The sequence below is a fragment of the Pseudomonas glycinae genome (assembly GCF_001594225.2).
GTDB classification, from domain to species: domain Bacteria; phylum Pseudomonadota; class Gammaproteobacteria; order Pseudomonadales; family Pseudomonadaceae; genus Aquipseudomonas; species Aquipseudomonas glycinae.
In genome coordinates this window covers 726,982-750,839 of the sequence record NZ_CP014205.2, presented here as the reverse complement: position 1 = coordinate 750,839, position 23,858 = coordinate 726,982, and the positions used below count along the sequence as shown (strand labels likewise).

At 57.0% G+C, this 23,858-nt stretch carries 15 protein-coding genes; 13 read left to right on the top strand and 2 right to left on the bottom strand.

Going from position 1 to position 23,858, the window contains the following annotated elements:
* The first annotated feature begins 2 nt into the window (after positions 1 to 2).
* Genes AWU82_RS03365 through AWU82_RS03350 form a run of 4 tightly spaced genes read left to right on the top strand, consistent with a single transcriptional unit; the run spans position 3 to position 3,876 of the window.
* Complete coding sequence (locus tag AWU82_RS03365) at positions 3 to 1,226, top strand: hypothetical protein (protein ID WP_064383882.1); 1,224 nt, start codon at positions 3 to 5, stop codon at positions 1,224 to 1,226.
* Positions 1,227 to 1,259: 33 nt separating this feature from the next.
* Positions 1,260 to 2,000 carry a hypothetical protein gene (locus AWU82_RS03360; RefSeq protein WP_064383881.1) on the top strand — a complete coding sequence of 247 codons (741 nt, stop codon included), beginning with the start codon at positions 1,260 to 1,262 and terminating at the stop codon, positions 1,998 to 2,000.
* Between the two features lie 57 nt (positions 2,001 to 2,057).
* Entirely contained in the window at positions 2,058 to 2,561 is a 504-nt protein-coding gene (locus tag AWU82_RS03355) for a CS1 type fimbrial major subunit (protein WP_064383880.1), read from the top strand.
* Between the two features lie 52 nt (positions 2,562 to 2,613).
* Positions 2,614 to 3,876, top strand: a complete 1,263-nt coding sequence (locus AWU82_RS03350; protein WP_064383879.1) for a hypothetical protein — start codon at positions 2,614 to 2,616, stop codon at positions 3,874 to 3,876.
* 52 nt (positions 3,877 to 3,928) lie between these two features.
* Here the strand turns inward: AWU82_RS03350 and AWU82_RS03345 are convergent, their stop codons facing one another.
* Both AWU82_RS03345 and AWU82_RS03340 read right to left on the bottom strand, forming a co-directional pair.
* Entirely contained in the window at positions 3,929 to 8,851 is a 4,923-nt protein-coding gene (locus AWU82_RS03345; protein ID WP_084777067.1) for an NEL-type E3 ubiquitin ligase domain-containing protein, read from the bottom strand.
* Positions 8,852 to 9,134: 283 nt separating this feature from the next.
* Positions 9,135 to 12,260: a transglycosylase domain-containing protein gene (locus AWU82_RS03340; protein WP_064383877.1), complete on the bottom strand. Its 3,126-nt coding sequence runs from the start codon at positions 12,258 to 12,260 to the stop codon at positions 9,135 to 9,137.
* Between the two features lie 432 nt (positions 12,261 to 12,692).
* On the opposite strand from AWU82_RS03340, the gene AWU82_RS03335 reads away from it, so the two are divergent.
* From AWU82_RS03335 to AWU82_RS03295, 9 genes are all read left to right on the top strand, one after another.
* Positions 12,693 to 14,114, top strand: a complete 1,422-nt coding sequence (locus AWU82_RS03335) for an amino acid permease (RefSeq protein ID WP_011335773.1) — start codon at positions 12,693 to 12,695, stop codon at positions 14,112 to 14,114.
* A gap of 170 nt (positions 14,115 to 14,284) precedes the next feature.
* Positions 14,285 to 15,790, top strand: a complete 1,506-nt coding sequence (locus AWU82_RS03330; RefSeq protein WP_064383876.1) for a glucosyltransferase domain-containing protein — start codon at positions 14,285 to 14,287, stop codon at positions 15,788 to 15,790.
* Between the two features lie 108 nt (positions 15,791 to 15,898).
* Entirely contained in the window at positions 15,899 to 16,273 is a 375-nt protein-coding gene (locus AWU82_RS03325) for a GtrA family protein (RefSeq protein ID WP_064383875.1), read from the top strand.
* Positions 16,270 to 17,739 carry a UbiA family prenyltransferase gene (locus tag AWU82_RS03320; protein ID WP_064383874.1) on the top strand — a complete coding sequence of 490 codons (1,470 nt, stop codon included), beginning with the start codon at positions 16,270 to 16,272 and terminating at the stop codon, positions 17,737 to 17,739. Before AWU82_RS03325 ends, AWU82_RS03320 begins: the two co-directional genes overlap by 4 nt.
* A gap of 66 nt (positions 17,740 to 17,805) precedes the next feature.
* Entirely contained in the window at positions 17,806 to 19,314 is a 1,509-nt protein-coding gene (locus AWU82_RS03315) for a DUF8728 domain-containing protein (RefSeq protein ID WP_064383873.1), read from the top strand.
* A gap of 47 nt (positions 19,315 to 19,361) precedes the next feature.
* A complete protein-coding gene (locus AWU82_RS03310; protein WP_064383872.1) occupies positions 19,362 to 20,672 on the top strand; it encodes an FAD-binding oxidoreductase in 1,311 nt (436 codons plus the stop codon).
* The gene (locus AWU82_RS03305) at positions 20,669 to 21,409 is read left to right on the top strand and encodes an SDR family oxidoreductase (protein WP_064383871.1); all 741 of its coding nucleotides are present in this window, start codon (positions 20,669 to 20,671) and stop codon (positions 21,407 to 21,409) included. Before AWU82_RS03310 ends, AWU82_RS03305 begins: the two co-directional genes overlap by 4 nt.
* The gene (locus tag AWU82_RS03300) at positions 21,406 to 22,347 is read left to right on the top strand and encodes a lysylphosphatidylglycerol synthase transmembrane domain-containing protein (protein ID WP_064383870.1); all 942 of its coding nucleotides are present in this window, start codon (positions 21,406 to 21,408) and stop codon (positions 22,345 to 22,347) included. The genes AWU82_RS03305 and AWU82_RS03300 overlap by 4 nt, the downstream gene beginning before the upstream one ends.
* A gap of 43 nt (positions 22,348 to 22,390) precedes the next feature.
* A complete protein-coding gene (locus tag AWU82_RS03295) occupies positions 22,391 to 23,800 on the top strand; it encodes a glycosyltransferase family 39 protein (protein ID WP_064383869.1) in 1,410 nt (469 codons plus the stop codon).
* Positions 23,801 to 23,858 lie beyond the last annotated feature (58 nt).

The following is a 23,858-nucleotide window of genomic DNA, read 5'->3' as shown; positions in this document are numbered from 1 at the left end:
CGATGAAAAAAACAGCCTGTTGGCTGGGCTTGCTGAGCGTGCTGGGCACATCAGGTGCGCACGCGGCAAACCAGGAGATCCGGGCGCTGTTCCAGCCCGATCCGTCGCAACCCAATAAAAACGTGTTCATCAACAAGACGCCGAACAGTGGTTATTGCGCCAGTCATCCGGCCCAATGCGCGGACAACAACATGTTCAGTATTCAGGTGCCGATTCGCTTCAGCTCCTTCACCCCCATGTTTTCGGGTAACGGCGTGTGGGTAAAAGTGCCGTCCGAATGGCGACAGTTGAACGTGATCAATCATGAAACTCAGCAAACGAGCATCGTTGAAGTCCGTATCAGCGGTATCGGGTCGAAGTTTCAACTGAGTAAACCGGTCACCGAACTGACGGGACAGACCGATGTGCTTGAGGGGCATCGAAAGTTGTGGACCGGCAATTCCTGGGTATACGCGCCGCCGCCATGCCAGTACAGCGGCGTTGGCTATTACAGCCCGACCACTTACCAGTTTTTCTGGAAAACACCTCAGCCGGGAACCTGCATCAAGACGGCTGCGTTCGACGTGGGGCACATGTCCTTCGAATACCTCGATATCGCCTATGAGTTGCGCACGCCTGATCCCTTGAGCATGTCGTCCGGGTTGTACACCGGATCGTTGACCTACAGCGTCGGTCGAGGCAGCGCCGATTTCACGATGGGGCCGTTCATGGGGGCGGATGACGGCAACCTCACGCTGGATTTCGTGCTGGACGTACAGCACACACTGAAGGTGGATCTGCCACCGGGTGGCAACCGGATTACCTTGCAACCCGAGGGCGGGTGGCAGCGCTGGTTGAACTCAGGGCGGGCCCCGGAACGCCTGTTCAGCGACCAGACCTTCCACATCTCGGCCAGCTCCAGATTCAAGATGTACCTGGAGTGCGGCTCCGGAACGGTAACAGCCTGTGGATTATGGAATGAGGGGACCAACTACGGCACACCGATCATCGTCAGTGTGACCCTGCCCAACGGTTTGACCGACACCAGTGGACGGCCAGTCAAGCGACAGGAACTGTTCCCGCAGGAGTCGAGGGCCATCGTTTTTCAACCGGGAATCTATGTCGATCGCAAGCCCGGAACCCTGCATTTCGAAATCGACAAGGCCAACACCGAACGAATACTCAAGGCTGATCGTGGAAACAGGTATTCCAGTACGGTCGTGGTGATTTGGGATTCGGAAATCTGATCGAGTCACTGTACTCAAATCGAGGTTCTGCTGATGAAACAACTCGTTGCTCTGCTGGTGGCAGGTTTGCTTTTTCAAAGTGCTTACGCCGGTCCGAACATCAATATCGGCGTCGTCTACGACTATCTGGCCGGTGATAAAAGCACGTATCTGAAACGTGTCTACAACAGCGGTGACAGCACGGCATTCGTCAAGATCAATGTGCTGGAAATCATTTACAACGCCGATGGCACATCCTCCGAAGTGCCCGTGAAAGTCCAGGCCGATGCCAGTGCGCGGGACGGTCTGATGGCCAGCCCGGCCCGTTTGATCATTCCGGCCCAGGGCATGCAGGGCACCCGTTTACTGTTTATGGGCGAGCGGGACAAGGAGCGTTATTTCCGGGTGCGGTTCGTGCCGGTGGTGCCGGAAAAGGAAGACGAATTCGCGGTCTCTCAGGAAGAGCGCGAGGACTACAAAAAGACGCTGACGGCGGGCGTGAACGTCATGGCCGGCTTCGGCACCATTTTCTTCGTGCGTCCGGCCAATGCGCGTTTCGACAGCGTGATCGAAGACAGTGCCGGTGCTTACAAGGTGCGTAACAACGGCAATACGGTGGTGGTGATCGATGAGTTCAAGAGTTGTTCGAAAACCGATGAAACCGACTGCGAGCCAACCACCAAGCACCATGTCATGGCGGGCAAGTCATTCGAGTTCGAGAAGAAACCGGGACGTGAATACCGCTTCATTCTGGTCGAAGGTGAGGCGAAGAAAAACCTGCGTGTCGCCGGGTGACAGCGTCCGAGGCACAGGCAATTGCTCTTCATTCATGCAAGTAACGGGTATCGGAAAATGATCAGACAATGGATCGCTCTGACCTCAGCCAGCGGGCTGGCGTTGACGGGCACCTGGGCATTCGCCGCGCGCGAGGAGATCGAATTCTTCGTTTCGGTGGATATTCCCACCTTGAACTTCTATGTCATTCCCAGCGAGCCGGACTGGATACATCGTGAACAGCGCCTGCACTGGAATGTGCACACTTCGAAGTTGGGAACGCTGCGTCGCAACTTTGATGTGAAACATGACAGCAGTGCCATAGAAGCACGCCTGGAGAGTTTTCCCTACCTGACCAATGGCCGCGATTCTCGGGAAAACATCAATTTGCGGGTGACATTCAACGGCAAGGAGCTCACCAACAATCCGTTCCCGCTGCAAGTGGTGTCGGCCGAAGAGGCAAAGCTCGGCGTGCGGGTGCCCCTGGAGATCGAGCCCAGGGAGCAGGCCGGAGGCTACAAGCCGGGTGATTACTACGGCACCGTCAACATCATGTTCAGCGCGGCAGCTCCGGCGGGGTAATTGAAGGACAACCTCAAGCATTCACCACGGCTTTCAGTGCAAGGAAGGGTCAATGGATTTCAGCTTTGGAACAGTCAGGACGTTCGGTAAAGGATGGTTTTTTGTTCACGTGCTCGCAGGAGTGTTTTCGTCCTCGGCGCTGGCGGTCACTCAAGAGATTCGCGCCAGTTTCATTCCCGATCCCGCCAATCCGCAAAACAATCAATTCATCAACCAGACCCCGCAGAGTGGTTATTGCGCCACGTACGTCAATGATTGCAAGGCCTACAACCTGTCCGGTCTACGGTTGCCACTGCGTTTTTCCGCAATCCACGCCATCGAACCCGGAGCGCCCGAACGGGCCGGGGCGACGCTCAAGGCGCCAGCGCAGTGGCGAAGTCTGAACGTCTCGAATGTGGTGACGGGGGAGTCGCATCCCGTGGAAATCCGGATCGGAGCCCTTGGATCGCAATATGTCCTGAGCGACACCGTGACCGATCTGACGGGTGCCTCGAACGATCTGGAGGGACACAATCGATTGTGGGTCGGTGGCTCATGGGGAGGTGCGCCCGGCTCCTGTCAGCATGGCGCGATGGCCACCTACGGGCCTGACAGTTATACGTTTTTCTGGCGGACCCCGAGCGATTCGGCGTGCAGCAAGGCAGCAGCCTTCTCCATTCCGTGGATGACCTACGACTACCTGGATCTGGGTTACGAACTGCGCACCCCCGATCCCTTGGTCATGTCGGCGGGGCTGTACACGGGGGAACTGAATTATTCCATCGCGCCTGGCGGCGACTTTGACATGGGCGACAACATGCTGCCGGACAATTCGAGCCTGACCTTTCGCTTCGTACTGGATGTCCAGCATGTACTCAAGGTCGCCCTGCCGCCGGGCGGCAATAGGATCGAACTGGTGCCGCAGGGCGGCTGGCAGGCCTGGCTTCAGGAAGGACGCCGGCCTGCACGATTGTTCCGGGATCAGACCTTCAACATTTCCGCCTCTTCGAAATTCAAGATGTTCTTCCAGTGCGAGTATGGCGGTATCGGGGCCTGTGCCCTGCGTGATACCGAAACCGGCTCGACGTTCCCGCAGGTCTACCTCAGCGTGAGCCTGCCTCACGGCATCACCGACATGGCCGGTCAACCGGTCAGACAAAGGCCTCTGACGGACGATTCGCAGGGGACGATCTTTCAACCCAAGCGCTTTCTGGAGCGGGCGGCGGGCACCTTACACTTTGAAATACCGGCGTTCTACGTGGAGCAGATGTTGCAACCCGGCAAGGCCAGACGGTATGCCGGTAACATCACCGTGATCTGGGATTCGGAGGTCTAGGTCGCGCCTGTGCCACGCCCTGAAGGCAGCTGCCTTCAGGGCGTGGCGAGGTTCAGATCCTCGCCCGGCTCATGGCCTCGCGAGTCAGCCTTCTGCTCAGTTCCTTCTCCTGATAGCCGATGTCTCGCAGCAAGCGTTCGTAGGTCTGGTCGCTCATCGGTTCTGGTGTGAAGACTTCCTCCTCGGGTACGGACAGTTTGCGGGCAAGCTCACTGAGGGCATGCCTGCGCAGATAGCGTTGTTCCGGCGGCAGCTGTGCCGAACGAACCCAGTCCTCCTGGGCCGAGCGCAGATCCTCCAGCAGATCGAATTTTTCCAGGTGAACACGTTTATTGCTTTCGAATTCTCCAGGCCAGGTCTCACGCAAGTACGCTTCCCAGAACGGCTGCTCGATCATCTGGTTGACCAGACCGTCGCCTGTCTCGCGCTCGATCACTGTGTCGTACGCACGGTCGATGGTCGCGTCATCGACCCCGGCGACCGGGCGAAACTTCATGGCTTCGGACTGCCAGGGCAGTTCCAGGCGTTTGGCCAGACCGGTTTCATAGGCCAGATGCACCTCGACCTCATCGGGGTTGCCCTCGCGCGCCCGGATGTCTGCCCGGGCGATTTCGCCGACTTGTCCAAGGCGCGCCGAGCCCTTGGCCAGCGTTACCAGCTTGCTTTCCAGTTCCGCGCGGTGGGTGGAAAACGAGCGGGCCTCGGAGGCAAGTACCTTGACGCCCATGTTGTTGAACAGTTGGGCGCCGGCATCCTCGCAGCCTTCAGGATCGGTCGACATGAGGAACAGGTCTTCGCGCAGCGGCGTATCGATGTCCATGGCACCGATCATTCGCCATACACGGTCGGTCAACTGGTCCTGCGCCTCTCCCCCCTGCTCGTAATCGGCGGAACGGGTCAGGTCTTGCAGAACCCTGAAAAATCCGTCGGAACCGGGTTCGCTGGCCACCGCATGCCAGGCTTCCGCCCGGTAGGCACCCACGCCCGCCGTTTCTTCCATAAAAGATGTGTCGACAGAGACGGGCCACCGTTCGAGCAGGTCATCGGCGACAGTGGAATAGGTGTCGTGAGGGGCCCTGCCCACCGACGTTCTGTACGCCTCGAACGTGGCGCGCGCGGACGACGACAACCGATCCCCGTGAAGTCGGGAGCGTGCAATCAGCTGCGCTTCATTGGAGCCCAGAGGTACCTGGGGGACATCCCTGATCGTGTTCATCCGCAGGTCCAGAAAGAAGCCTCGAGGCCGGGCCTTCGCAAACAGCCCCTCGGGCCAGGTGTCGATATGGGCGTTCACCAGGCTCAACACCTTGAGTCTGGGCATACGCTCGATATTCGGCGGCGTGCCCAGAGGGTTGTCATCCAGCCTGAGGGTTTCAAGGCGTGTCAGATTACGCAGTTGCTCAAGGGCGGGAGGCGTCAACCGGATCTGATTGTCGTTCAGGCGCAGTGTCTCGAGCAGCCGCATCTTGCCGACGCTTTCAGGGAGTGCGGGCAATCCACAGCCTCTGGCGCTGAACTGGCGCAGATGATGAAAGTCCTTGAGCAGACCGTTCGGTGCCGGGGAGAACCGTGAGCCATCCAGGTTCAGGGTCGTGACCTGTTCGAGCCAGGGTTTGAGCTCGCTCGGCATCTCCCGCCACCAACGTTCAAGGTCATGGGCTAGAAACTCCTTGGACAGATCCAGCGCATAGCCGCTCTCCAGGCTCGTGGAGCGCTCGCCGAACACTTCGGACTTTCTTTCGAAACACTCCAGCAGCCGGTCGGCAATGAAGCGTCCGCCCTTGCGATGATAGTCCCAGTAGCCTTGAGGCAGGTTGGTATCGGCGGCATCGGGATCCCAATTGCTCAGGTAGCGTTGTCGCCACTGTTCGAGTTCCTGCTTCAACGTCTTGAGCTCGCGTTCAAGCCGATCGATATGCGCATGAGGATCGCCATTGGCATGCAGCGATCGGCTGAAAGCCGCTACTTCGTTTTCGTTGAAATGCGGATAGAGGTTCCTGACTTTTTCTTCCACGGTCCGGGCCTCTCTGGACAGTCCCCCTCCGCGCAGCAGCAACTCGGTTTCCAGTGGTACGACCGGGCGGATCGGGGGCCGGGCGAGTAATGTCCTGCGCTCGGCGGGCGCCTGGGTTTTGGCCATCACCCATTGCCTGAACATTTCTCCCTGCCCGGTGCGATAGCCCAGGGCCGCGCGCTTGTCAGCAGGCAGCGCCTGCAGGATGGCCTCATACAAGTCGCCGCCCTCGTGCAGCTTATGGTTCGCGCCGTCGCGCACTTCATATTGGCCATGTTCGTCCCTGATCAACACACGTCGGGTCGTGGCCTCTGTACTGCCTGCGCTGCAGCGTAGCGGACCGTCATAAGTGCCTTCGCGCACATCGATGCGTAAATCGGCAAACGTGTCGGTATGAAACTTCAGGGCATTGAGGGTCAGGCGTTCGGTGTCGGGCCCCCTCAGTGCCGGCTCATGCAAGCCTTCAGCCGCGCGCGCAGCGCTGACCTCAAAAGCGCTTTCCCGGGCCTGGTCCCTAAGGCGCAGCGGGATGCGTCGCTCCTCGAGCATGACCTGCTGTTCATCGGGAGTCGCTCTTGTCAGCAGGGTTTCAGCGACCCTGGAAGGCAGTTGCGGATACTGCTGCTGCAGCAGTTGAACCCGGGCATCGCTGTTGTGATCCTTGAGTCGGTACTGGTACTGGAAGATGTCCGGCGTGCGGGTTTCCACGATATCCGCCAGTTGGTTGCGCAAGACCTGTGCCCGTTGGTTTTTCGGGTATTGCTTGCCGAGCAACGCTTTCATTTGCGTATCGTCCAGAAAGTTCACGAGCCGCTCCGGGAGCTTGCCGGCCATCATGTCGGCCAGGCTGATGCCGAGCGTCTGCCGGTCCGTGGCTTGCCGGTTGCCGTACTGGCGATAACTACCGGTCAAATCGGCGTTTTCATAAACCTTCAGGGCTTTGTCGGCCGGCCAGCCGGGCATGTCCGGCACCATTCGTTCAAACCAGTACGAGGCCGGATCCAGCGGCTGTCCCGAGCGGATCAGCCGGCCCACGTTTTTGGCCTCATTCCAAGTGTTGAAGCGTGTGAGCGTGTCGGCCAGCAGGGGCGGGGGAGCGGCATTTTCGACGTGCATGCGTCGCAGCGAAGCTTGCGGCGTCCCGCTGATATTGCGCAGGTGATCCTGTTCGGCGGTGGTGTAGCCATCAACGCTATGACCAAGGCGCTGCATGAGCCTGGGTCCGTGCCAGTCCTGCGGTTTTTCCCCCTCATGGACCCAGGCTCCCTGACCGTTATGGCGCAGCTCGGGCGAATAGGCGTTTGGGCGTGTCGGGTGGCGAATCCGATGAAGTCCGCTGCGCGGGTCGCGCTGCACTTCGTAGTGCTTGCCCTCGAGTGGCAAGACAATCTTGCCGGCATGCCTGTGCAGCCCCAGTGCATCGGGGCGTGATGTCTTCGGTGGCGCCAGCTGCGGTTGTTCGTAAGGTCTGAGGTCCGGCTGCCAGAGACGGGTTTTACCGTCGAACGACTGTACCGGTTTCATTCCCTCGACCAAGAGTGACGGTTTGAGCCCCAAAGCGTGACCTGTTTCAGAACCGGCGGCAAAGATTTCCAGTTGCAGGACATCGGTCAGGACTCCCACCACATATTCTGCCGCCTCGACCCAATGCCCCTGGATCATGTCCACCACGCTCTCGACGGCGTCGTTGACGATCTGATAAGCGGTATAGGCCATCATCAGTTCGCCCAGTCCCGGAACAAAGGGCGTCATCACCAGTAGCGCGGCATTGAAGATGTCCGAGGCGATCTTCTTGAAGTTCTCCCACCAGGCCCAGCGCGCCTGGCTGTCGGCATCGGCGGTCGATACTGCGAGACCGCGCGCGTCGTTGAGAATTTTATTGAGTCGTTGCTGGTACAGATACGTCCACAGGGGGGCTGTGATCGGCGGTGCGCTGAATTGCAGCTGAGGTTTCTCGACCGGGGTTTCCCGCCAGGACGGTCGCGGATCCCCCGGTTCCCTGGCGTACCATTTGACATACGTCAGGCGCTGCTCGAGCCCGGCGAAAAAGTGCCCGCGCTGTTCCTGATCAACAAACTGGCTGAAAAACTGGCGATAGCTGATACCGGAAGACGGCAGCGTTCTGTTTGCCCGTAACTGGCGTGTCAGCTCGTCCATGAACGCCAGTGTCGAAGCGTATTCCTTGAGCGGGTGGTCGGGGTCGTGCGGCACGTAGGCAATCATTTTCCGAGAGTGTTGCGCCTGTGCCGGGTCGGGGCGAATGATCACGATCCCCGTCAAGGTCAGGTCCATCAGGCCCAGATCGCAGACGCACATGGCCTGACCGTCGAGTACCAGATTCTGCCGGCCCAGCAACAGCTCGCGAATCAACACGTAGGCACCGGGGCCAATGTCCTTTTTGATCTGCGCCATGCGGGCGGCAGCCTTCAGCGCAGCTTGCTGACTTTGCTCGACGCGTGTGCGCAGATAGGTCTCGGCGACTGGCTCCTTGTTCAGCAGGAATGTTTCGAGATGGGCCCTGTACCGGGCCCCGATGTCCAGTTCCCGGCACAGCGTCTGAAACTGGCTGATGCTGATTGTTTTGCCAATCGGCGAGACGTCGAACAAGTCGCGGGCCGCATCGGTTTTGATAATGAATGTCGAGTAGTGTTGATAGGTTTCATCGTGCGCGAAGTTGTGCAGCGCGGCGTCGAGCATTGAAACGGTGCGGGCCCGTGACGCTTTCGTGATATCAATCACGTACCAGGGGGTTGTCGCCGCCTCGTAGAGTCTGACGTATGTATTTCTCACATCGACTTCGACATTGAACTGTTCGAGCAACTTCTTCTTCAGCAAAGGCTCGGCAAATGCATAAACGTCCTGAAGGCTCCCGAGCATTCTGTCAATGCGGTTCTGCGCGCCCCAGGCGCGGCGGTTATCGGCGGACAGGCGTTCCAGCTCGGCATCCGGAGTCGTGACCATCCATGACTCACGGTTGAGTGACGCCTTTCCCAGGGCTCGGGCCCGATGCAATTGCATAGCCCTGAATACCGGATCGATGCGCGATTTAATTAAATCGTAATGTTGCCCTTTATATGTGGATGTTGCTGTCATTGTGCAGGCCTTGAACAAGTAATGAATTCTCAGCCTAACGTTCAATGTCTCGATTAATTAGTTTAAATGCCTGTTGTCTCCGTGTCGGGTTGATACGTTAATCATTGAATATTGATATGTATAAAACACATAACTACCGCCCACTATCGGTTCAATCTGAAGCCAGGGCCACGGTCGTTTTCTGCGGGGCACGGCACTGTGAGTCGCTGCCCGGTTGCAGGTAAGGCATCAGAATCGGCGCCATGCCCTTGAGGACCTGTACCGGCAAGGCCGAGGTGAACTTGAAGTTCTCCGCCGAACGCCCCGGCACGAATGCGGTGAGCGTGCCGAAATGGTGGTCGCCGATGTAGAACACGAAGGTCGCCGTGCGGTTGATCGATTTCGAGCTGAGAATTCGCCCGCCGGAGCCGATGGCCTCGATCCGGTTGTCACCGGTACCGGTTTTTCCACCCATGGTCAGCGGTGTTCCATCAGCCAGTTTGAAACTGCCGGAAACACGTTTGGCCGTTCCCGAGTCCACCACCTGCGACAGCGCTTCACGCATCGCCGTGGCCACTTCGGACGGCATCACCCGTTTGCCGACGTGAGGATCATTGACCAGTTTCGTTTCGTAGGGCGTGCCGGCGGCAAAGTGCAGACTGTCGATGCGCAGGGTCGGCATGCGCACGCCGTCGTTGAGGATGGTGCCGATCAGTTCGGCCAACGCGGCGGGGCGGTCGCCGGAACTGCCGATCGCGGTCGCCAGCGACGGCACCAGGTGATCGAATGGATAGCCGACTTTCTGCCAGCGCTGATGGATGTCGAGGAACGCTTCAATTTCCAGCATGGTTCGGATGCGACTGTCGCGGGCGCCCTTGTGCTTGCTCTTGAACAGCCAGCTGTAGACTTCCTGGCGCTCGAACTGGCTGGCCTTGACGATGTCCTTGAACGTCGCGTCCGGGTGGTTGAGCAGGTAGCCGATCATCCACAGGTCCAGCGGGTGAACCTTGGCGATGAAACCCTGATCCGGCAGGTCGTAGGTGCCGGGACCGTAGGCCAGATAGAGCCGTTCCAGGCGTTCGTCGGTGAGTTTTTCGGTGATTTTGACGCCCTTGAGATGCGAACGCACAAAGGTGTTGAAGTCTTCCTGGCTGGCGTTGGGCAGCAGGTAACGGTGCACGGCGGCCATGCGGATCGGGGTCGGGCGCATGCTGTCGAGGAAGGTGTCGAGCCGGGCCTGGGTGTCCTTGTTCCGGTACTTTTTCCAGAACTTGAGCAGGAACGAAGTGCCTTCGCGGTCGGCGAACGAGGCGAGGTATTCCTGACGTCTTGGGTCGCGGTCGTCCTTGAGCAGTTCGGCGCTGTTGTTGGGACCTGAGTAGGTGGTGTAGCGCACCAGATCGCGCATCAGGCGAATGAACGGCAGGTTGATCGACTCGCGCAGGGCATCGCGCAGGGTCGGCAGGCGGCCGTTGTCTTCCTTGCGAAAGTTATGGAACGTGTGCAGCCCGCCACCGGTAAAAAAAGCTTCGCCGGGACTGGCTGAGTATTTGCGATCAAGAGCTGCGCCGAGCAATTTCGACAGGTCGTGATCCTTGTTCTGGATCAGGTAATCGATCACCCACTGGCTCAGGCGATCCTGATCCGGTACCTCGACTTTTTTCAGTTCCGGCGCGCTCATGGCCCCGTACTTGTCATGCAGCTCCGCGATGATTTGCAGGTAGGTGGTCAGCACCCGCATCTTGGCTGTGGAGCCCAGTTCCAGCTTGCTGCCCTCGTTGATGTCGAACGGCTGGTCGGTGCTGTCGGTCTGCACCCGCACGCGGGAACCGTCCGGGGTCAGCTCGAAGAGGGTGAAGCTGTAGCGCACCTGAGTGGTGCTGGTGGGTGTCAGCAGGCGTTCGCCCATCAGGCCGATTTCAGCGGCATAGGCCGGGTCGGCGAGTTTCTTCAGGTAAGTGGTGGCCTGGGTTTGCAGTTCGCCTTGCAGGGTGCTGGTGGCGGACAAGTCGAGGCGGTCAAGGTCGTACAGCGGACGGTTGAGCATCGACGCCAGCCGGCTGCGGGCGACACTGATGCCCTTGTTGGTTTCGATCGGCTGAATCGTCGGCTGGGTCTGCCAGTCGCGGTAGCTGATGGTGCTGGCCAACGCGGCATCGGCCAGGGCAGCGTCGATCACGCCGTTCTGCTTGAGCAGGCGCAAGTGGCTGTTGGTCAGTTCGACCAGTTCTTCTCGTCCCTTGGTCAGGTAATGCGAAGGGCGGCGCTGGGCGATCATCAGCGAGAGCATCTCGCGCAGGGCCAGGCCCTTGTCCGCCATGGATTTCGGATCGGTGGCGGTACTGGCGAGTGTTCGGTTGGCCTCGTTGAAATCGGCGCCATACCAGACCCGCAGGCCCTCGGCCATGCCATGTACCTCACCATGCCCCGGCACCGCCGACAGCGGCACGCTGTTGAGATAATCGCGAACGATGTTCTGCCGCGCCGGCAAGGTGTCCGGGCCACCCTGATAGGCGCGCACGCTGGCGGAAATCATCTGGCGGATTTTCTCCGCGCCGGACACCGTCAGGCCATCGGGTGAATGGCGGTATTTCTCAAGTTGCGTGGCCAGGGTACTGCCACCGGCCGACTGCCCCGGCAAGTGCAGCAGCTTGGCAACTTGCGACCACGCGGCCATGCCGAAGCGCGGCCAGTCCACCGCCGGGTTGGCCAGCGGTTGCCTGGGGTCGAGCAGAAAGCGGTTTTCGATAAACAGCAGGCTGTTGACCACCACCGGCGGAATCGACTCGAAACTCGAATACAGCTGTTGCGGATAGTTGTACTGATACAGCGGCGCGGCCCGGCAATCGGTGATCGACAGCCCGGCCTGGATCTTCTCTGAATAGGGCACGAACAGGCCCTTGTCAGTGTAATTGAGCAGGGCCGGGGAGAAGCGAGTCTGCTCGGTGATCACGTAGTTGCGCTTGATCAGCCGTGGCAGGAATTCGTCCAGCGAGCTGTAACCCAGACGCAGATCGAACGGACCGTTGCCTGGATAGCGGATCGCTTCGCTGGGCCCCGGTTGCAATTCGTACTTGAGTTTGGCGGCGTACTGGCTGACCTCGCGGGACTGAAAACGCGAGGTGCGCATTTCCTTCATCGCAGCCAGGCCCACGACAATCGCGATGATCACCACCAGAAGCCAGAAAGCCTTCCACCCGTGCCGATTGCGACGGGGTTTTTCAGGGACAGGCGCTTCATCCACACGTTCAGTCGGAACCACTTTTTCACTCGAATCGGTTTGCCACAAAGCGCCCATAGTCGATTGATCCATTCACGCAGATTGATCGGACTTGTCTGAAGCTTAGTCGGTGGTTGGCGTCGGTGAAAAAATTGTGAAGAACGGTGGCCGGCGTCATCTGAGTAAACCTTCAGACCCGGTTGCGGCATGACGTTGCACCATTGCTGTGCAATACTCCGCGCCCATTTGTGCGGTGAATAATCCTCGAAATGCAGGATGATTTGTCTCGTAAACCGCAAGATTGTCGAGGTTTACGTCTGAATCAGATGCCTTATAGAGTGAAAAAACCTGTCGCAAGCTTTTTATACTGCACGGCCCGCTGATCCCGCAGGTTGCTTCTGCGGGACGGCCCTGCCCACGAGGCAGGGCCGGTTTTACCCAGGCGCAGGCTTATCGGCCGACGCTTGAACACTCGGTGGTCACATCCAATAACAAGACGAGGAAGTCCCCATGCCAGTCGGCAATCACCCGCCCCATGGCGAAACCGCTCAAGGCGGTCCGCTCAAACGCGAACTCGGTGAACGGCATATTCGCCTGATGGCGCTCGGCGCCTGCATCGGTGTCGGTCTGTTTCTCGGTTCGGCCAAGGCCATCGAAATGGCCGGCCCGGCGATCATGCTCTCGTACATCATCGGTGGTCTGGCGATCCTGGTGATCATGCGCGCCCTCGGCGAAATGGCCGTGCACAACCCGGTCGCCGGCTCCTTCAGCCGTTACGCACAGGATTACCTCGGCCCGCTGGCGGGCTTTTTGACCGGCTGGAACTACTGGTTCCTGTGGCTGGTGACCTGCGTCGCCGAAATCACGGCGGTGGCGGTGTACATGGGCATCTGGTTCCCCGACGTACCGCGCTGGATCTGGGCGCTGGCGGCGCTGGTCAGCATGGGCTCGATCAACCTGATCGCGGTCAAGGCCTTCGGTGAATTCGAGTTCTGGTTCGCCCTGATCAAGATTGTCACCATCATCGCCATGGTGCTCGGCGGCATCGGCATCATCGCCTTCGGTTTCGGCAACGACGGCGTGGCGCTGGGGATTTCCAACCTGTGGGCCCACGGCGGCTTCATGCCCAACGGTGTGACGGGTGTGTTGATGTCGCTGCAAATGGTGATGTTCGCCTATCTGGGCGTGGAAATGATCGGCCTGACCGCCGGTGAAGCGAAGAACCCGCAGAAGACCATCCCGAATGCGATCGGCTCGGTGTTCTGGCGGATCCTGTTGTTCTACGTCGGCGCGCTGTTCGTGATCCTGTCGATCTATCCGTGGAACGAAATCGGCACCCAGGGCAGTCCGTTCGTGATGACCTTCGAGCGTCTGGGCATCAAGACCGCCGCCGGCATCATCAACTTCGTGGTGATCACCGCCGCACTGTCGTCGTGCAACGGCGGCATCTTCAGCACCGGTCGCATGCTCTACAGCCTGGCGCAGAACGGTCAGGCGCCGGCCGGTTTCGCTCGCACCTCGAGCAACGGCGTACCGCGTCGGGCGTTGCTGCTGTCGATCTTCGCCCTGCTGCTGGGCGTGCTGCTCAACTATCTGGTACCGGAAAAAGTCTTCGTCTGGGTGACATCCATCGCCACCTTCGGCGCGATCTGGACCTGGGTGATGATCCTGCTGGCCCAGCTGAAATTCCGCAAAGGCCTGAGCGCCAGCGAACGGGCCGGCCTGAAGTACAAAATGTGGCTGTTCCCGGTCAGCTCCTATCTGGCGCTGGCGTTCCTGGTGCTGGTGGTCGGCCTGATGGCGTACTTCCCGGACACTCGCGTGGCGCTGTATGTGGGCCCGGCGTTCCTGGTGCTGCTGACCGTGTTGTTCTACGTGTTCAAGCTGCAACCGAAGGATTCGGTACAGGGCGCGATGCGTTCGGCTTCGTAATTCGTTATTGCTGAAACTCGAAAGCCCCGGTCGAAAGTCCGGGGCTTTTTCATGGGTGTGAGTTGATGCCGCTGGTCTGAAATCAGCGCAAAAAACGACTTCTGATTCAGAGTCATGTTCGAAGGTTTATCTACGTCGTTTCCAGCGCAGCCGTGAACAGAGGCGCAGGTATGAGGATCAGCGATTTTCTCGTACGAGAACTAGGCCGCCGTCAGGTCGTACTGTTCTTCCTGATCGCCACGTTGCTCTACATCCTGCCGCTGATCCTCGCCGACTTCCCCTACATCGACGACAACTGGCGCACTCTGGCTGCCGGCAATGCCTGGGCGGCGCAGGGGCGGTTGTTCATGGACTGGCTGTATCAGGCGCTGACATTTACCGGCGCAGCACCGAACATTTTTCCATTACCGCTGTTGCTCGCCACCGTAGTGATGTCGTTCGCTCTGACCCGGCTGACCTTCCATTATTTTCCCGAACCGACCCTGGCGTGCTGTCTGGTGCCGTTGCCGCTCTGGTACAACCCCTTCCTGTTGCAGAACCTGTCCTATCAATACGACGGGGCCGGCATGGCACTGAGTCTGGTCGCGGTGATTTACGCGATCACTTTTTGCGGCGCTTCACGCATTCAGCGATGGCTGGTGCCGTCAGCGTTGCTGGCGCTGGCGATCGGGCTGTATCAGATCAGCCTGAATGTGTTTCTCGGGTTGTGCTGCCTGGAATTGCTGCGCAATGTTCATCGGCAAGTGCCGTGGGATGAACTCTGGCACCGGTCAGGCTGGCGGCTGGCGCAACTGCTGCTGGCGGTGCTGATCTACAGCGTCACGGCCTATCCATTCACTGACGCCGGGCGCGCGCAATTGCTCAATCCCGGCGCCGATCCGTGGCTGCAGATCGGCATCAATCTCGCTCGGGTGATGGAGAAGGTTGCGCTGCTGTTTCACGGCGGTTACACGGCGGTTTTTATTGCGCTGGTGCTGTGTGCTGTGACCGGCGCCGTGCAGTTGGGGCGGCAGATTCGCGAGCGCCACCTGTCCCGCGCCAAGGGCTTGCTGCTGAGCTTCAGCTGCCTGCTGGCATTGCCGCTGGTTGTGCTGCTGGTGCCGGGCATGACCCTGCTGTTTCGCGATTTCAATGAAGGCGCACGCACCCTGATGGGGTTTGGCGTGCTGTTGATGTTGCTGTTCTATCTGGCCTGGCTGGGGTTGATGCCGCTGCATCAACGGTTGCCTTTGGTGTTGGCGATTGCGCTTCTGGCCACGCTGTCGCTGTCCTTCGCTTATGGCCGGGTGCTGACGATGGAAAAAACCTTCGCCAGCAGTGCGCTCTACAGCCTCAGCCACGACATCTCGTCCCATCGAGAACTGCGCGAAGCCAAACGGATTTATCTCTCGGTGACGTACTCCGACCGCTGGCTCGCGGGGGCGGAAGGGACGTTCAAACAACTGCCGGTGCTGCGTTACTTGCTGAACATCGACTACTTCATGCTCGCCGAAACCCTGCCGTCGGCGGGCATCACCAATGTGGTTGCAGAACGCGAACGGCGCAACGCGACCCACGCCGGTCTGATGGGCTATCCACCCTTGGTGGACAGCCTCTATTACCGCCTCTACCTGATCGGCGACTACGGCTTCATCGTCATGAAAGAGCCGCCCCACGGGCGGTTATTGCAATGGTGACCGTTGGTCAGAAACCAGCGCCTACCTGTAATTTCTGACAGTAGACCGCACCCGTACCTTGCCCTAGCGTGAAAGCCCCGCCCGTTGCAGTGACAGCAAGGATTGACGATGAGGATCTTGTGGAAAGGATTTCCCGCGCAAACGGCAATCGGCCTGGCCGCAACGCTGGTTCACTGGCAGATTTTTTTTGTACTGAGCAGCGCGGTTCAGTTGGACCAGTCTGCCAGTAACTTCGCCGCGTTTTGCATTGCCGCATCCTTCTCGTTTTACATGAACGCGCTCTACACGTTCGAGACCCGAACGTCGGTGGTGGCGTATCTGATGTTCATGAGCGTGATGGGTGTTTTGAGTTATGGCGTGGGCGTATTTGCCGATTCACGCAATTTGCCGGGGCTGGTGACGGTGTCTGGGTTTTCCCTGATGAATCTGCTGCTGGGGTACTGCTTTTTCCGGTTTGTGCTGTGTCGGGAGCGCCAGCCATGAACGTATCTCTGCCTGATGCACCGTCGGTAAATGCCCCTTGCCTGTCGACGACGCCATTCGTCATCGATCTGGACGGAACGCTTCTGAAGACTGATCTGTTGTTCGAATGTGCAATGGCCTTTATGAGGCAGGCCCCGCTGCAATGTTGCAAACCCTTGATCTGGCTCGGTCGCGGTCGATCCTACCTGAAAGAACAGTTAGCTCATGCAACGGCCATCGATGTCACGACATTGCCCTACGATCCGGATGTTCTATGGATGATCGAGGCGCAACGCAACAGCGGCCGGAAAATAGTGCTGGCCACGGCCAGCCATCATTCGTTGGCGTTACGCATAGCTGAGCACCTGAAGGTGTTCGATGAGGTTTTGGCAACCACGCTTGAGTGCAACCTGTCGGGGATGAATAAGCGTGATTTGTTGGTGGAGCTGTACGGTGACGGGGGATTCGACTACGTCGGCAACTCACTCGACGATCTCCCGGTATGGCGTTCCGCCAGGCAAGGCTATGTCGTCAATCCGTTACCGGGTGTCGAACTTGCCGCCAGGCACTTGGGCAACGTCGTTCAGGTGGATCGTGCCTACGCTTCGAACTTCAGGAGTTGGTACAAAGCCTTTCGCATTCATCAATGGGTGAAGAACACCCTGATTTTTATTCCCTTGCTCGCCGCGCATCAACTGGTCAATCCGATGTCGTTGTGGTACGGCGTGCTGGCCTTCCTGTTTTTTGGATTATGCGCATCGGGTGTCTATGTTCTGAACGACCTGCTTGACCTTGCCGATGATCGCAAGCATCCAACCAAACACGCTCGACCCTTCGCCAGTGGAAATTTGTCGATCAAGTCCGGGTTGATGGTTTTTCCTCTGCTGTTGCTGGTGGCCTTCACGGGGGCCTGGATCTGGCTGCCGCGTCAATTCGTGGTGGTACTTGCCTGTTATTACTTGCTGACGCTGGTTTATTCGCTGGTGCTGAAGCGGCTTATGGCGCTCGATGTCATTGCTTTGGCCCTTCTATATACCCTGCGCATCATTGCTGGCGGAGCTGCTTTCGAACTGGAACTGACGGTCTGGATGCTGGCCTTTTCCATGTTCATGTTTTTGAGCCTGGCGCTGATCAAGCGCTACGCCGAACTGTTGTTGGCGCTCAACAGCGGCATCACCGGGAGAACCGGTGGACGCGACTACTTTCCAGCGGATCTGGCAATGCTCTCCTCGTTGGGCGCTGCATCCGGGTATCTGGCTGTCATGGTGCTGGCGCTTTACATCCATGACGGTGCGACTACCGCGCTGTATGCGCACCCTCGCTGGATTTGGCTGGCGTGCCCCGTGCTGCTGCTCTGGATTACCCGAATCTGGTTGCTGACCCATCGCGGCCGGATGAATGACGACCCGGTGGTCTTTGCCGTGCGTGATCGCCTGAGCCTGGCAATGGGCGCAGTGTTTTGTCTGATTTTCTGGGTGGCGGCATGAAACGAATAAGCCAGAGCACACCGTGCCTGTGGCTATTCATTAGGCTGATCAAGGGTTTAATCAAAAATGGGTGAAGTCATAACCAGCGTTTCCGCAAGTCAGCGCATAAGCGCTCCGGAAGTATGGACAGCCGTATTCATTTTTTTTGTTCCGGCAGGTGTTTTGTTTCTATCGATCATGATGATGAATCATGGTGTGATGATCTATACGCTGGATGATCCATATATTCATATGAAGATGGCCAGGAATATATGGGTGGGGCACTACGGAGTTAACGCGGGAGAGTATTCTGCCCCTTCGTCAAGCATTATATGGCCTGTTTTGCTTGCGCCTTTCTCAATGTTGGGGGATGCGTTTTACTATGCGCCACTGGTGCTGAATATCATCTTTTCGCTTCTGACTTTTCTGTTGATGTTTGATTTGTTGAAGCGCTTGAATCGTCAGTTTTCGGTGCTGATCGCGATGGGGTTGTTTTTTTCGTTGAATCTATATGGACTTGTCTTCAACGGGATGGAACACAGCTTGCAAGTTTATCTGACGGTTTTGATTGCCGCAGGTGTTATTCGTAAAGAGTTTTTCGGAGAACAAAAAGTATCGATCGTTCTGTATTTGGCGATTTTCTTGCTGCCGCTGGTACGTTACGAAGATTTGGCAATTTCCTTTCCCGCCTTGGGCTATCTTTTTATGAGCGGTGAGCGCTGGAGAGTAGTTTATTGTGGTGTTGCCATACTGATGGCCCTTGCAGCCTTCAGCCTGTTCCTGCAAAGCGTCGGACTCGATGTGTTGCCATCTTCGGTACTTTCCAAATCAGATATTTCCGATCTTCAATCCCTTGCTGCACATGCGCTGGCGCAATTCAAGCTATGGGGTTGGGTGGTTTTCGGTGTGTTGATGCTTTGCTGTATTTACTCCAGAAGAATGGCACTGGTGTTGCTGTTGTTAAACGTCACGGTGCTGCATATGGTATTTGGCAAGTCGGGTTGGTACGGCCGATATGAAGTGTATTGGCTTGCATTTGTTTCGCTTTTTTTTCTGGTGGCCTGCAGCAGGTATCTGAGCGGGCGCTGGATGCTAGTGGTATTCAGTTGTTTGCCTGTGGCCTTTACCAGCTTTGTGTATGTGACATTGAGTACGCCATGGGCATCTGCCAATATCTACAATCAACAGTACATGATGGCATTGATTGCCTCTCGTTTGAATGAGCCGTTAGCCGTCAACGATTTGGGGCTGGTTTCATTGGTGACCGATCAATATGTACTAGACCTCACCGGTCTGGCGAATTATGAAGTGTTGAAATTTGGGCGCTTGGAAAGTAACTCGTTGTGGATCGGTGATTTGATGAGGCGTCACGATGTTAAATACGCTTTTATTTATGACGAGTGGTTCAGCAAGCGGCCGGCGTATTTTATAAAAGTTGCCAGTTTGAAGTTGGTCGTTCCAAATATAACCTCGGCAGAGGACTCAGTGTCTCTCTATGCAGTGGACTCAGTATCCGCTGTCAAACTTAGAGGTGTACTGAGGGCGTTTCGTGAGGAAGAACACAGCAACAAGTTTGAAATCAATTATTTCGAGTGACTCACGAAACTGTCAACGGGCTCAGTTACCGCAGGGAGAATACTCAATTGTCGCTCTCGTCATGGGGCAATTACCCCTCCGCTCCACAAACCGGCCATCCATGCCACTGGCAAACCGACCTGGGACCGCAGTGGCATCGGGTGGTCGAAATTTACGGCTCTTCGTTGCCCTTCGGCAATGGCCGAAGCTATGGCGACAGCTGTCTGGCTGCCAGTGATCATGTGTTGCAAATGCGTACTCTGAATCGCTTGATAGATGCCGATTGGGATAACGGCTGGATTTGTGCCGAGGCCGGAATCACCCTGGGCGAGATTCTGCAACTGGCCGTCCCGCGCGGCTGGTTTTTGCACGTTACGCCCGGGACGCAACATGTGACGCTGGGGGGGGCGGTGGCCAATGATGTGCACGGCAAAAATCATCATCGCTGCGGCACGTTTGCCCATTCTGTGATGAGTTTCGGTTTGCATCGATCCATGCAACCGCCGATGGTGTGTTCCGCATCGGAAAACCCGCAGTGGTTTGCCGCCTCAATAGGAGGATTGGGCCTGACGGGGATCATTACTTGGGTAAGTCTTCGCCTGCGCAGAATCCAGTCCAGCCTCATCGATACCTTGCGGGTGCGCTTTGACAGCTTGAAGGCATTCTTTGACCTGTCGGGTGAAATGGATGCCGGCCACGAATACAGCGTTGCGTGGATCGATTGTCTGGCCAAGGGGAGTGCGCAAGGGCGGGGTGTTTATACGGCCGGCAATCATTGCGAAACGGGTCCGCTTGAGGCTGCCACTTCACATTCGCTGCGTTTGCCGATTCGGCTGCCCGTGTCGCTGGTCAATCCAATCACATTGAAACTGTTCAACCATTTTTATTGGCAACGGCAACCGGTAATCAGGCAATGTCGCACGCTTGCTTACCGTCCATTTTTCTATCCACTGGATAGCATCGAGCACTGGAACCGCCTTTACGGACACAAGGGCTTCCAGCAGTTTCAGTGTGTCTTGCCAAGCTCGGTGGCCCCAGCGGCACTGGCCGAACTGCTCAAATCCATTGCCCGCAGCGGCAGCGGATCCTTTCTCGCAGTACTCAAGCGCTGCGGCGATATCGCATCGCCCGGGCTGCTGTCATTTCCAATGCCGGGCACCTCACTGGCGCTGGACTTTCCACAGAACAAAACCTTGAGCAGAAAACTCCTGCCGAGCCTCGATGCCATCGTCCGGGAAGCGGGTGGCCGTTTGTATCCGGCAAAGGACGCCCACATGAGCGGCAGTGATTTCCGCCGAGCCTATCCCGCCTGGGAGCAAGTGGAAGCGATGCGTGACCCGGCCCTGATTTCCCGTTTCTGGCAGCGAGTCATTCAATGAAAAAAATACTCATTGTGGGCGCCACATCGGCGATCGCCAGCGCTTGCGCGCGTCATTGGGCGGCTGAAGGCAGTCAGTTCTTTCTTGTCGCCAGGGATGCGCCAAAACTGCGACAGACCTGCGCCGACCTGCAAATACGCGGTGCGAGTGCGGTTACGCCGTACGTGATGGATGTCAACGAAATCGCCGCGCACTCGATGATGTTGGAGAACTGCCTGGCGACATTGCAGACGGTGGATATTTGCCTGATTGCCTACGGCTCCTTGCCGAATCAGACCGCGTGCGAAAAAAGCATCGAGCTGACTGTGCAGGCATTCGTCACCAATGGCACTTCGGTGATTGCGCTGCTGACGCTGTTGGCTGACCGGATGGCTGTCCAGCGCAGCGGCACGCTGGCGGTTATTTCCTCGGTTGCCGGGGATCGCGGGCGGCCCGGCAACTATGTCTACGGTTCAGCCAAGGCAGCGGTTTCCACATTTTGTGAAGGTTTACGCCCACGTCTGTTCAAGTCGGGCGTGCATGTGATCACGATCAAACCCGGATTTGTCGATACGCCGATGACGCAGGGGCTGAAGATGCCGGCGTTACTGGTTGCACAACCGGAGACAGTCGCCCGACGGATTGTCGCGGGCATCGAATCCAGGAAGGCGGTGCTTTACGTACCCGGATTCTGGGCTTGGATCATGTGTCTGATACGGGCTATACCCCAGCCGATTTTCAAGAGACTGAATCTATGAATCAGTCTGTGAAGCTCTCCGGATGGCGCTATCGAGTTCTGATCGGCTCGGCAGTCTGCTCCGCTCTCGTTTATCTGGCTCTTTCCCTGTGGGGCGGAGGGGCGGCCGTGAGCGCGGCGGTCAGCCGGGTGGGAGGGTGGGAGGCAGGGAAAATCATCGGGCTGGTTCTGCTTGGCTACGGTCTTCGCTTTTTGCGTTGGCAGGTTTATCTCAATGCCTTGCGCCATCCGTTGCCATGGTGGCCAAGCCTGAAAATCTACCTGGCGGGGTTCGCCCTGACCACCACCCCTGGCAAGGCTGGCGAGGCGTTGCGCGGCGTCCTGCTCAAGCGTTGGGATGTGCCTTACGTGCACAGTTTTGCTGCGTTGTTCAGTGAACGACTTTCCGACTTGCTGGGGATAGTTGCGCTGGCTCTTTTGGGTTTGAGCGCTCATCCCGAATGGCTGTCGATGATTGTCGCCTGTCTGGTGCTGCTGGCCTGCTGCATGTTGCTCGTGTCCCGGTCGGGTCATGTCAGCGCGATTGATCGGCGCATCGAGCACCGGCACGGCTGGTTTTCCCGGTTACTACGCCATTGCGTTCATGTGTTGCATCAGTCTCGCAGCTGCCACACCCCAGGCCGCCAGATTGGCGCGACGCTGTTGAGCGTCCTGGCATGGGGATTGGAAGGGTTGGCGTTTTACTGGATTTTGCTGGCGATGAAGGCAGACGTAACTCTGATATCCGCGATTTTTATTTATGCCGTTTCGATGCTGGCCGGCGCGCTGAGTTTCATGCCCGGTGGGTTGGGCAGTGCTGAAGCGGTGATGGTGGGGCTGCTGGTTTCGGATGGTGTCGGTTTACCGGATTCCATTGCGGCAACAGTCTTGTTGCGGCTCGTCACGCTGTGGCTGGCAGTCGGTTTGGGTGCAGTAATGTTTGTAGACATCAAACAATAAATACTCCAATCGCAGGTGCAGCGCCGGAACACAGGAGAGGTTCATGTTTTCAAAAGCAATCAGTGTGGTGCAGAGAGAACACGTCGCATTATTAATTTTTGTGATAATTGGAGGGGTCTTGAGAGGCCATGGCCTGTTTGAGCGGAGTCTTTGGTTTGATGAAGTCTTTAGCGTTAATGTCAGTAATCCGGCTAATAGTTTAAATACCGTTTTTCAGCTGACCGTCGAAGATGTTCATCCGCCGCTGTATCAGATCTTGCTTTGGCTCGTGCATCAGGTTTTTGGTTATGGGGAACGGGTGGGACGGATTTTTTCGCTTGTCTTGAGTGTTGCAGTAATTCCTTCAATGTATTGCTTGGGGGCGGCGTTGTTTAATCGTCGGGTTGGCGTGATTGCAGCCTTGTTGAGCACGGTCAGCTTTATTCTTGTCGTCGAAGCGCAAGAAACAAGATCTTACAGTCTTCTGGTCTTGTTGATGGTGTGGTCGCTCCTGATGTTTTTCAATTTGCTTGAGACACAAAATTTCAGAACTGTTTTGTTGTATTCAGTTGTTGGCTCAATGCTTGTGAACACCCATTACTTTGGTTTTCTTCCGATGGCGGCGCAGCTTTTTCTTTTAATTTATTTTTCTATTCGAGCTGGTTTTGAAAGGCGTTTGTTTAGTGCGAGTGCTATCGCTGGACTGCTGATCTGCAGCTCATTGATTCCACTGTTCCAGTACCTGTTGAAAAACTTTGGCAGGACCGGGACGTGGATAAAAAAACCGGCAGAAAGTTTTTTTATAGATATGTTTGTCGTGCAGTTCGGAAGTTTGCCGGTAGTGCTGCTGTGTCTGTTCTTGCTGGTTCTCGCGCTGGTGAAGTTGTTTCGGGTTCAGGATAAGAAGGATGTTTTGAAGGTTTTGTTGTTTTGCTGGTTCTTTGGTGTGACGGTGGCTTACCTAAGGTCATTGTTTTTTACGCCAATCCTGACTCTGAAAAATGCAATGGTTTTTCTTCCGATAACAATTGTTTTAGTGTCGTACGGTTTTGGTCTGGTACGTGATGGTTTTGTCAGGTGGACGATGTTGATATTCGTTTGTGGAGTTTCCGCTTCGTTTATTTTGAGTGACCCGGATCGCAGCCAGTTCAGAATTGAGAGCGATCTGCGATCACCCGTGAAAAAAGTAATGGAGGAGGGCAGAGATTTACCAGTCTATGCCAACTCGGTTTACTCCGATTATCTCCAGATACTGGGGTCGTCGGTTCGTACAAAATCCTTCGAGGAGTTGAAGAGGCAACTGAAAGCAGGGAGTACGGGGCCTTGTTTCTATGTAATCGATCCGGATGCTGATGAATTAAGCAGTTACTCAAAGCAGTTGGATACGATGGTGGTTGAAAAAAACGATTATCAGCAAAGCTCCATCGCACTGTTGAAGTCCAGGGATGGAGCTGATTGTATCTCCAGGCGTTGAGGCACTTAAAACGTGCGTATTACCCGCTTTTCAGGATGGCCTATATTAAGGGAGACCG

What these genes read in the sequence shown, in the direction of transcription:
- AWU82_RS03295 (WP_064383869.1), top strand. Translation starts at nt 22,391, where the DNA reads ATGTTTTCAAAAGCAATCAGTGTGGTGCAGAGAGAACACGTCGCATTA.
- AWU82_RS03360 (WP_064383881.1), top strand. Translation starts at nt 1,260, where the DNA reads ATGAAACAACTCGTTGCTCTGCTGGTGGCAGGTTTGCTTTTTCAAAGT.
- AWU82_RS03320 (WP_064383874.1), top strand. Translation starts at nt 16,270, where the DNA reads ATGAACGTATCTCTGCCTGATGCACCGTCGGTAAATGCCCCTTGCCTG.
- AWU82_RS03330 (WP_064383876.1), top strand. Translation starts at nt 14,285, where the DNA reads ATGAGGATCAGCGATTTTCTCGTACGAGAACTAGGCCGCCGTCAGGTC.
- AWU82_RS03365 (WP_064383882.1), top strand. Translation starts at nt 3, where the DNA reads ATGAAAAAAACAGCCTGTTGGCTGGGCTTGCTGAGCGTGCTGGGCACA.
- AWU82_RS03355 (WP_064383880.1), top strand. Translation starts at nt 2,058, where the DNA reads ATGATCAGACAATGGATCGCTCTGACCTCAGCCAGCGGGCTGGCGTTG.
- AWU82_RS03315 (WP_064383873.1), top strand. Translation starts at nt 17,806, where the DNA reads ATGGGTGAAGTCATAACCAGCGTTTCCGCAAGTCAGCGCATAAGCGCT.
- AWU82_RS03345 (WP_084777067.1), bottom strand. Translation starts at nt 8,851, where the DNA reads ATGGTCACGACTCCGGATGCCGAGCTGGAACGCCTGTCCGCCGATAAC.
- AWU82_RS03305 (WP_064383871.1), top strand. Translation starts at nt 20,669, where the DNA reads ATGAAAAAAATACTCATTGTGGGCGCCACATCGGCGATCGCCAGCGCT.
- AWU82_RS03340 (WP_064383877.1), bottom strand. Translation starts at nt 12,260, where the DNA reads ATGGGCGCTTTGTGGCAAACCGATTCGAGTGAAAAAGTGGTTCCGACT.
- AWU82_RS03300 (WP_064383870.1), top strand. Translation starts at nt 21,406, where the DNA reads ATGAATCAGTCTGTGAAGCTCTCCGGATGGCGCTATCGAGTTCTGATC.
- AWU82_RS03350 (WP_064383879.1), top strand. Translation starts at nt 2,614, where the DNA reads ATGGATTTCAGCTTTGGAACAGTCAGGACGTTCGGTAAAGGATGGTTT.
- AWU82_RS03335 (WP_011335773.1), top strand. Translation starts at nt 12,693, where the DNA reads ATGCCAGTCGGCAATCACCCGCCCCATGGCGAAACCGCTCAAGGCGGT.
- AWU82_RS03325 (WP_064383875.1), top strand. Translation starts at nt 15,899, where the DNA reads ATGAGGATCTTGTGGAAAGGATTTCCCGCGCAAACGGCAATCGGCCTG.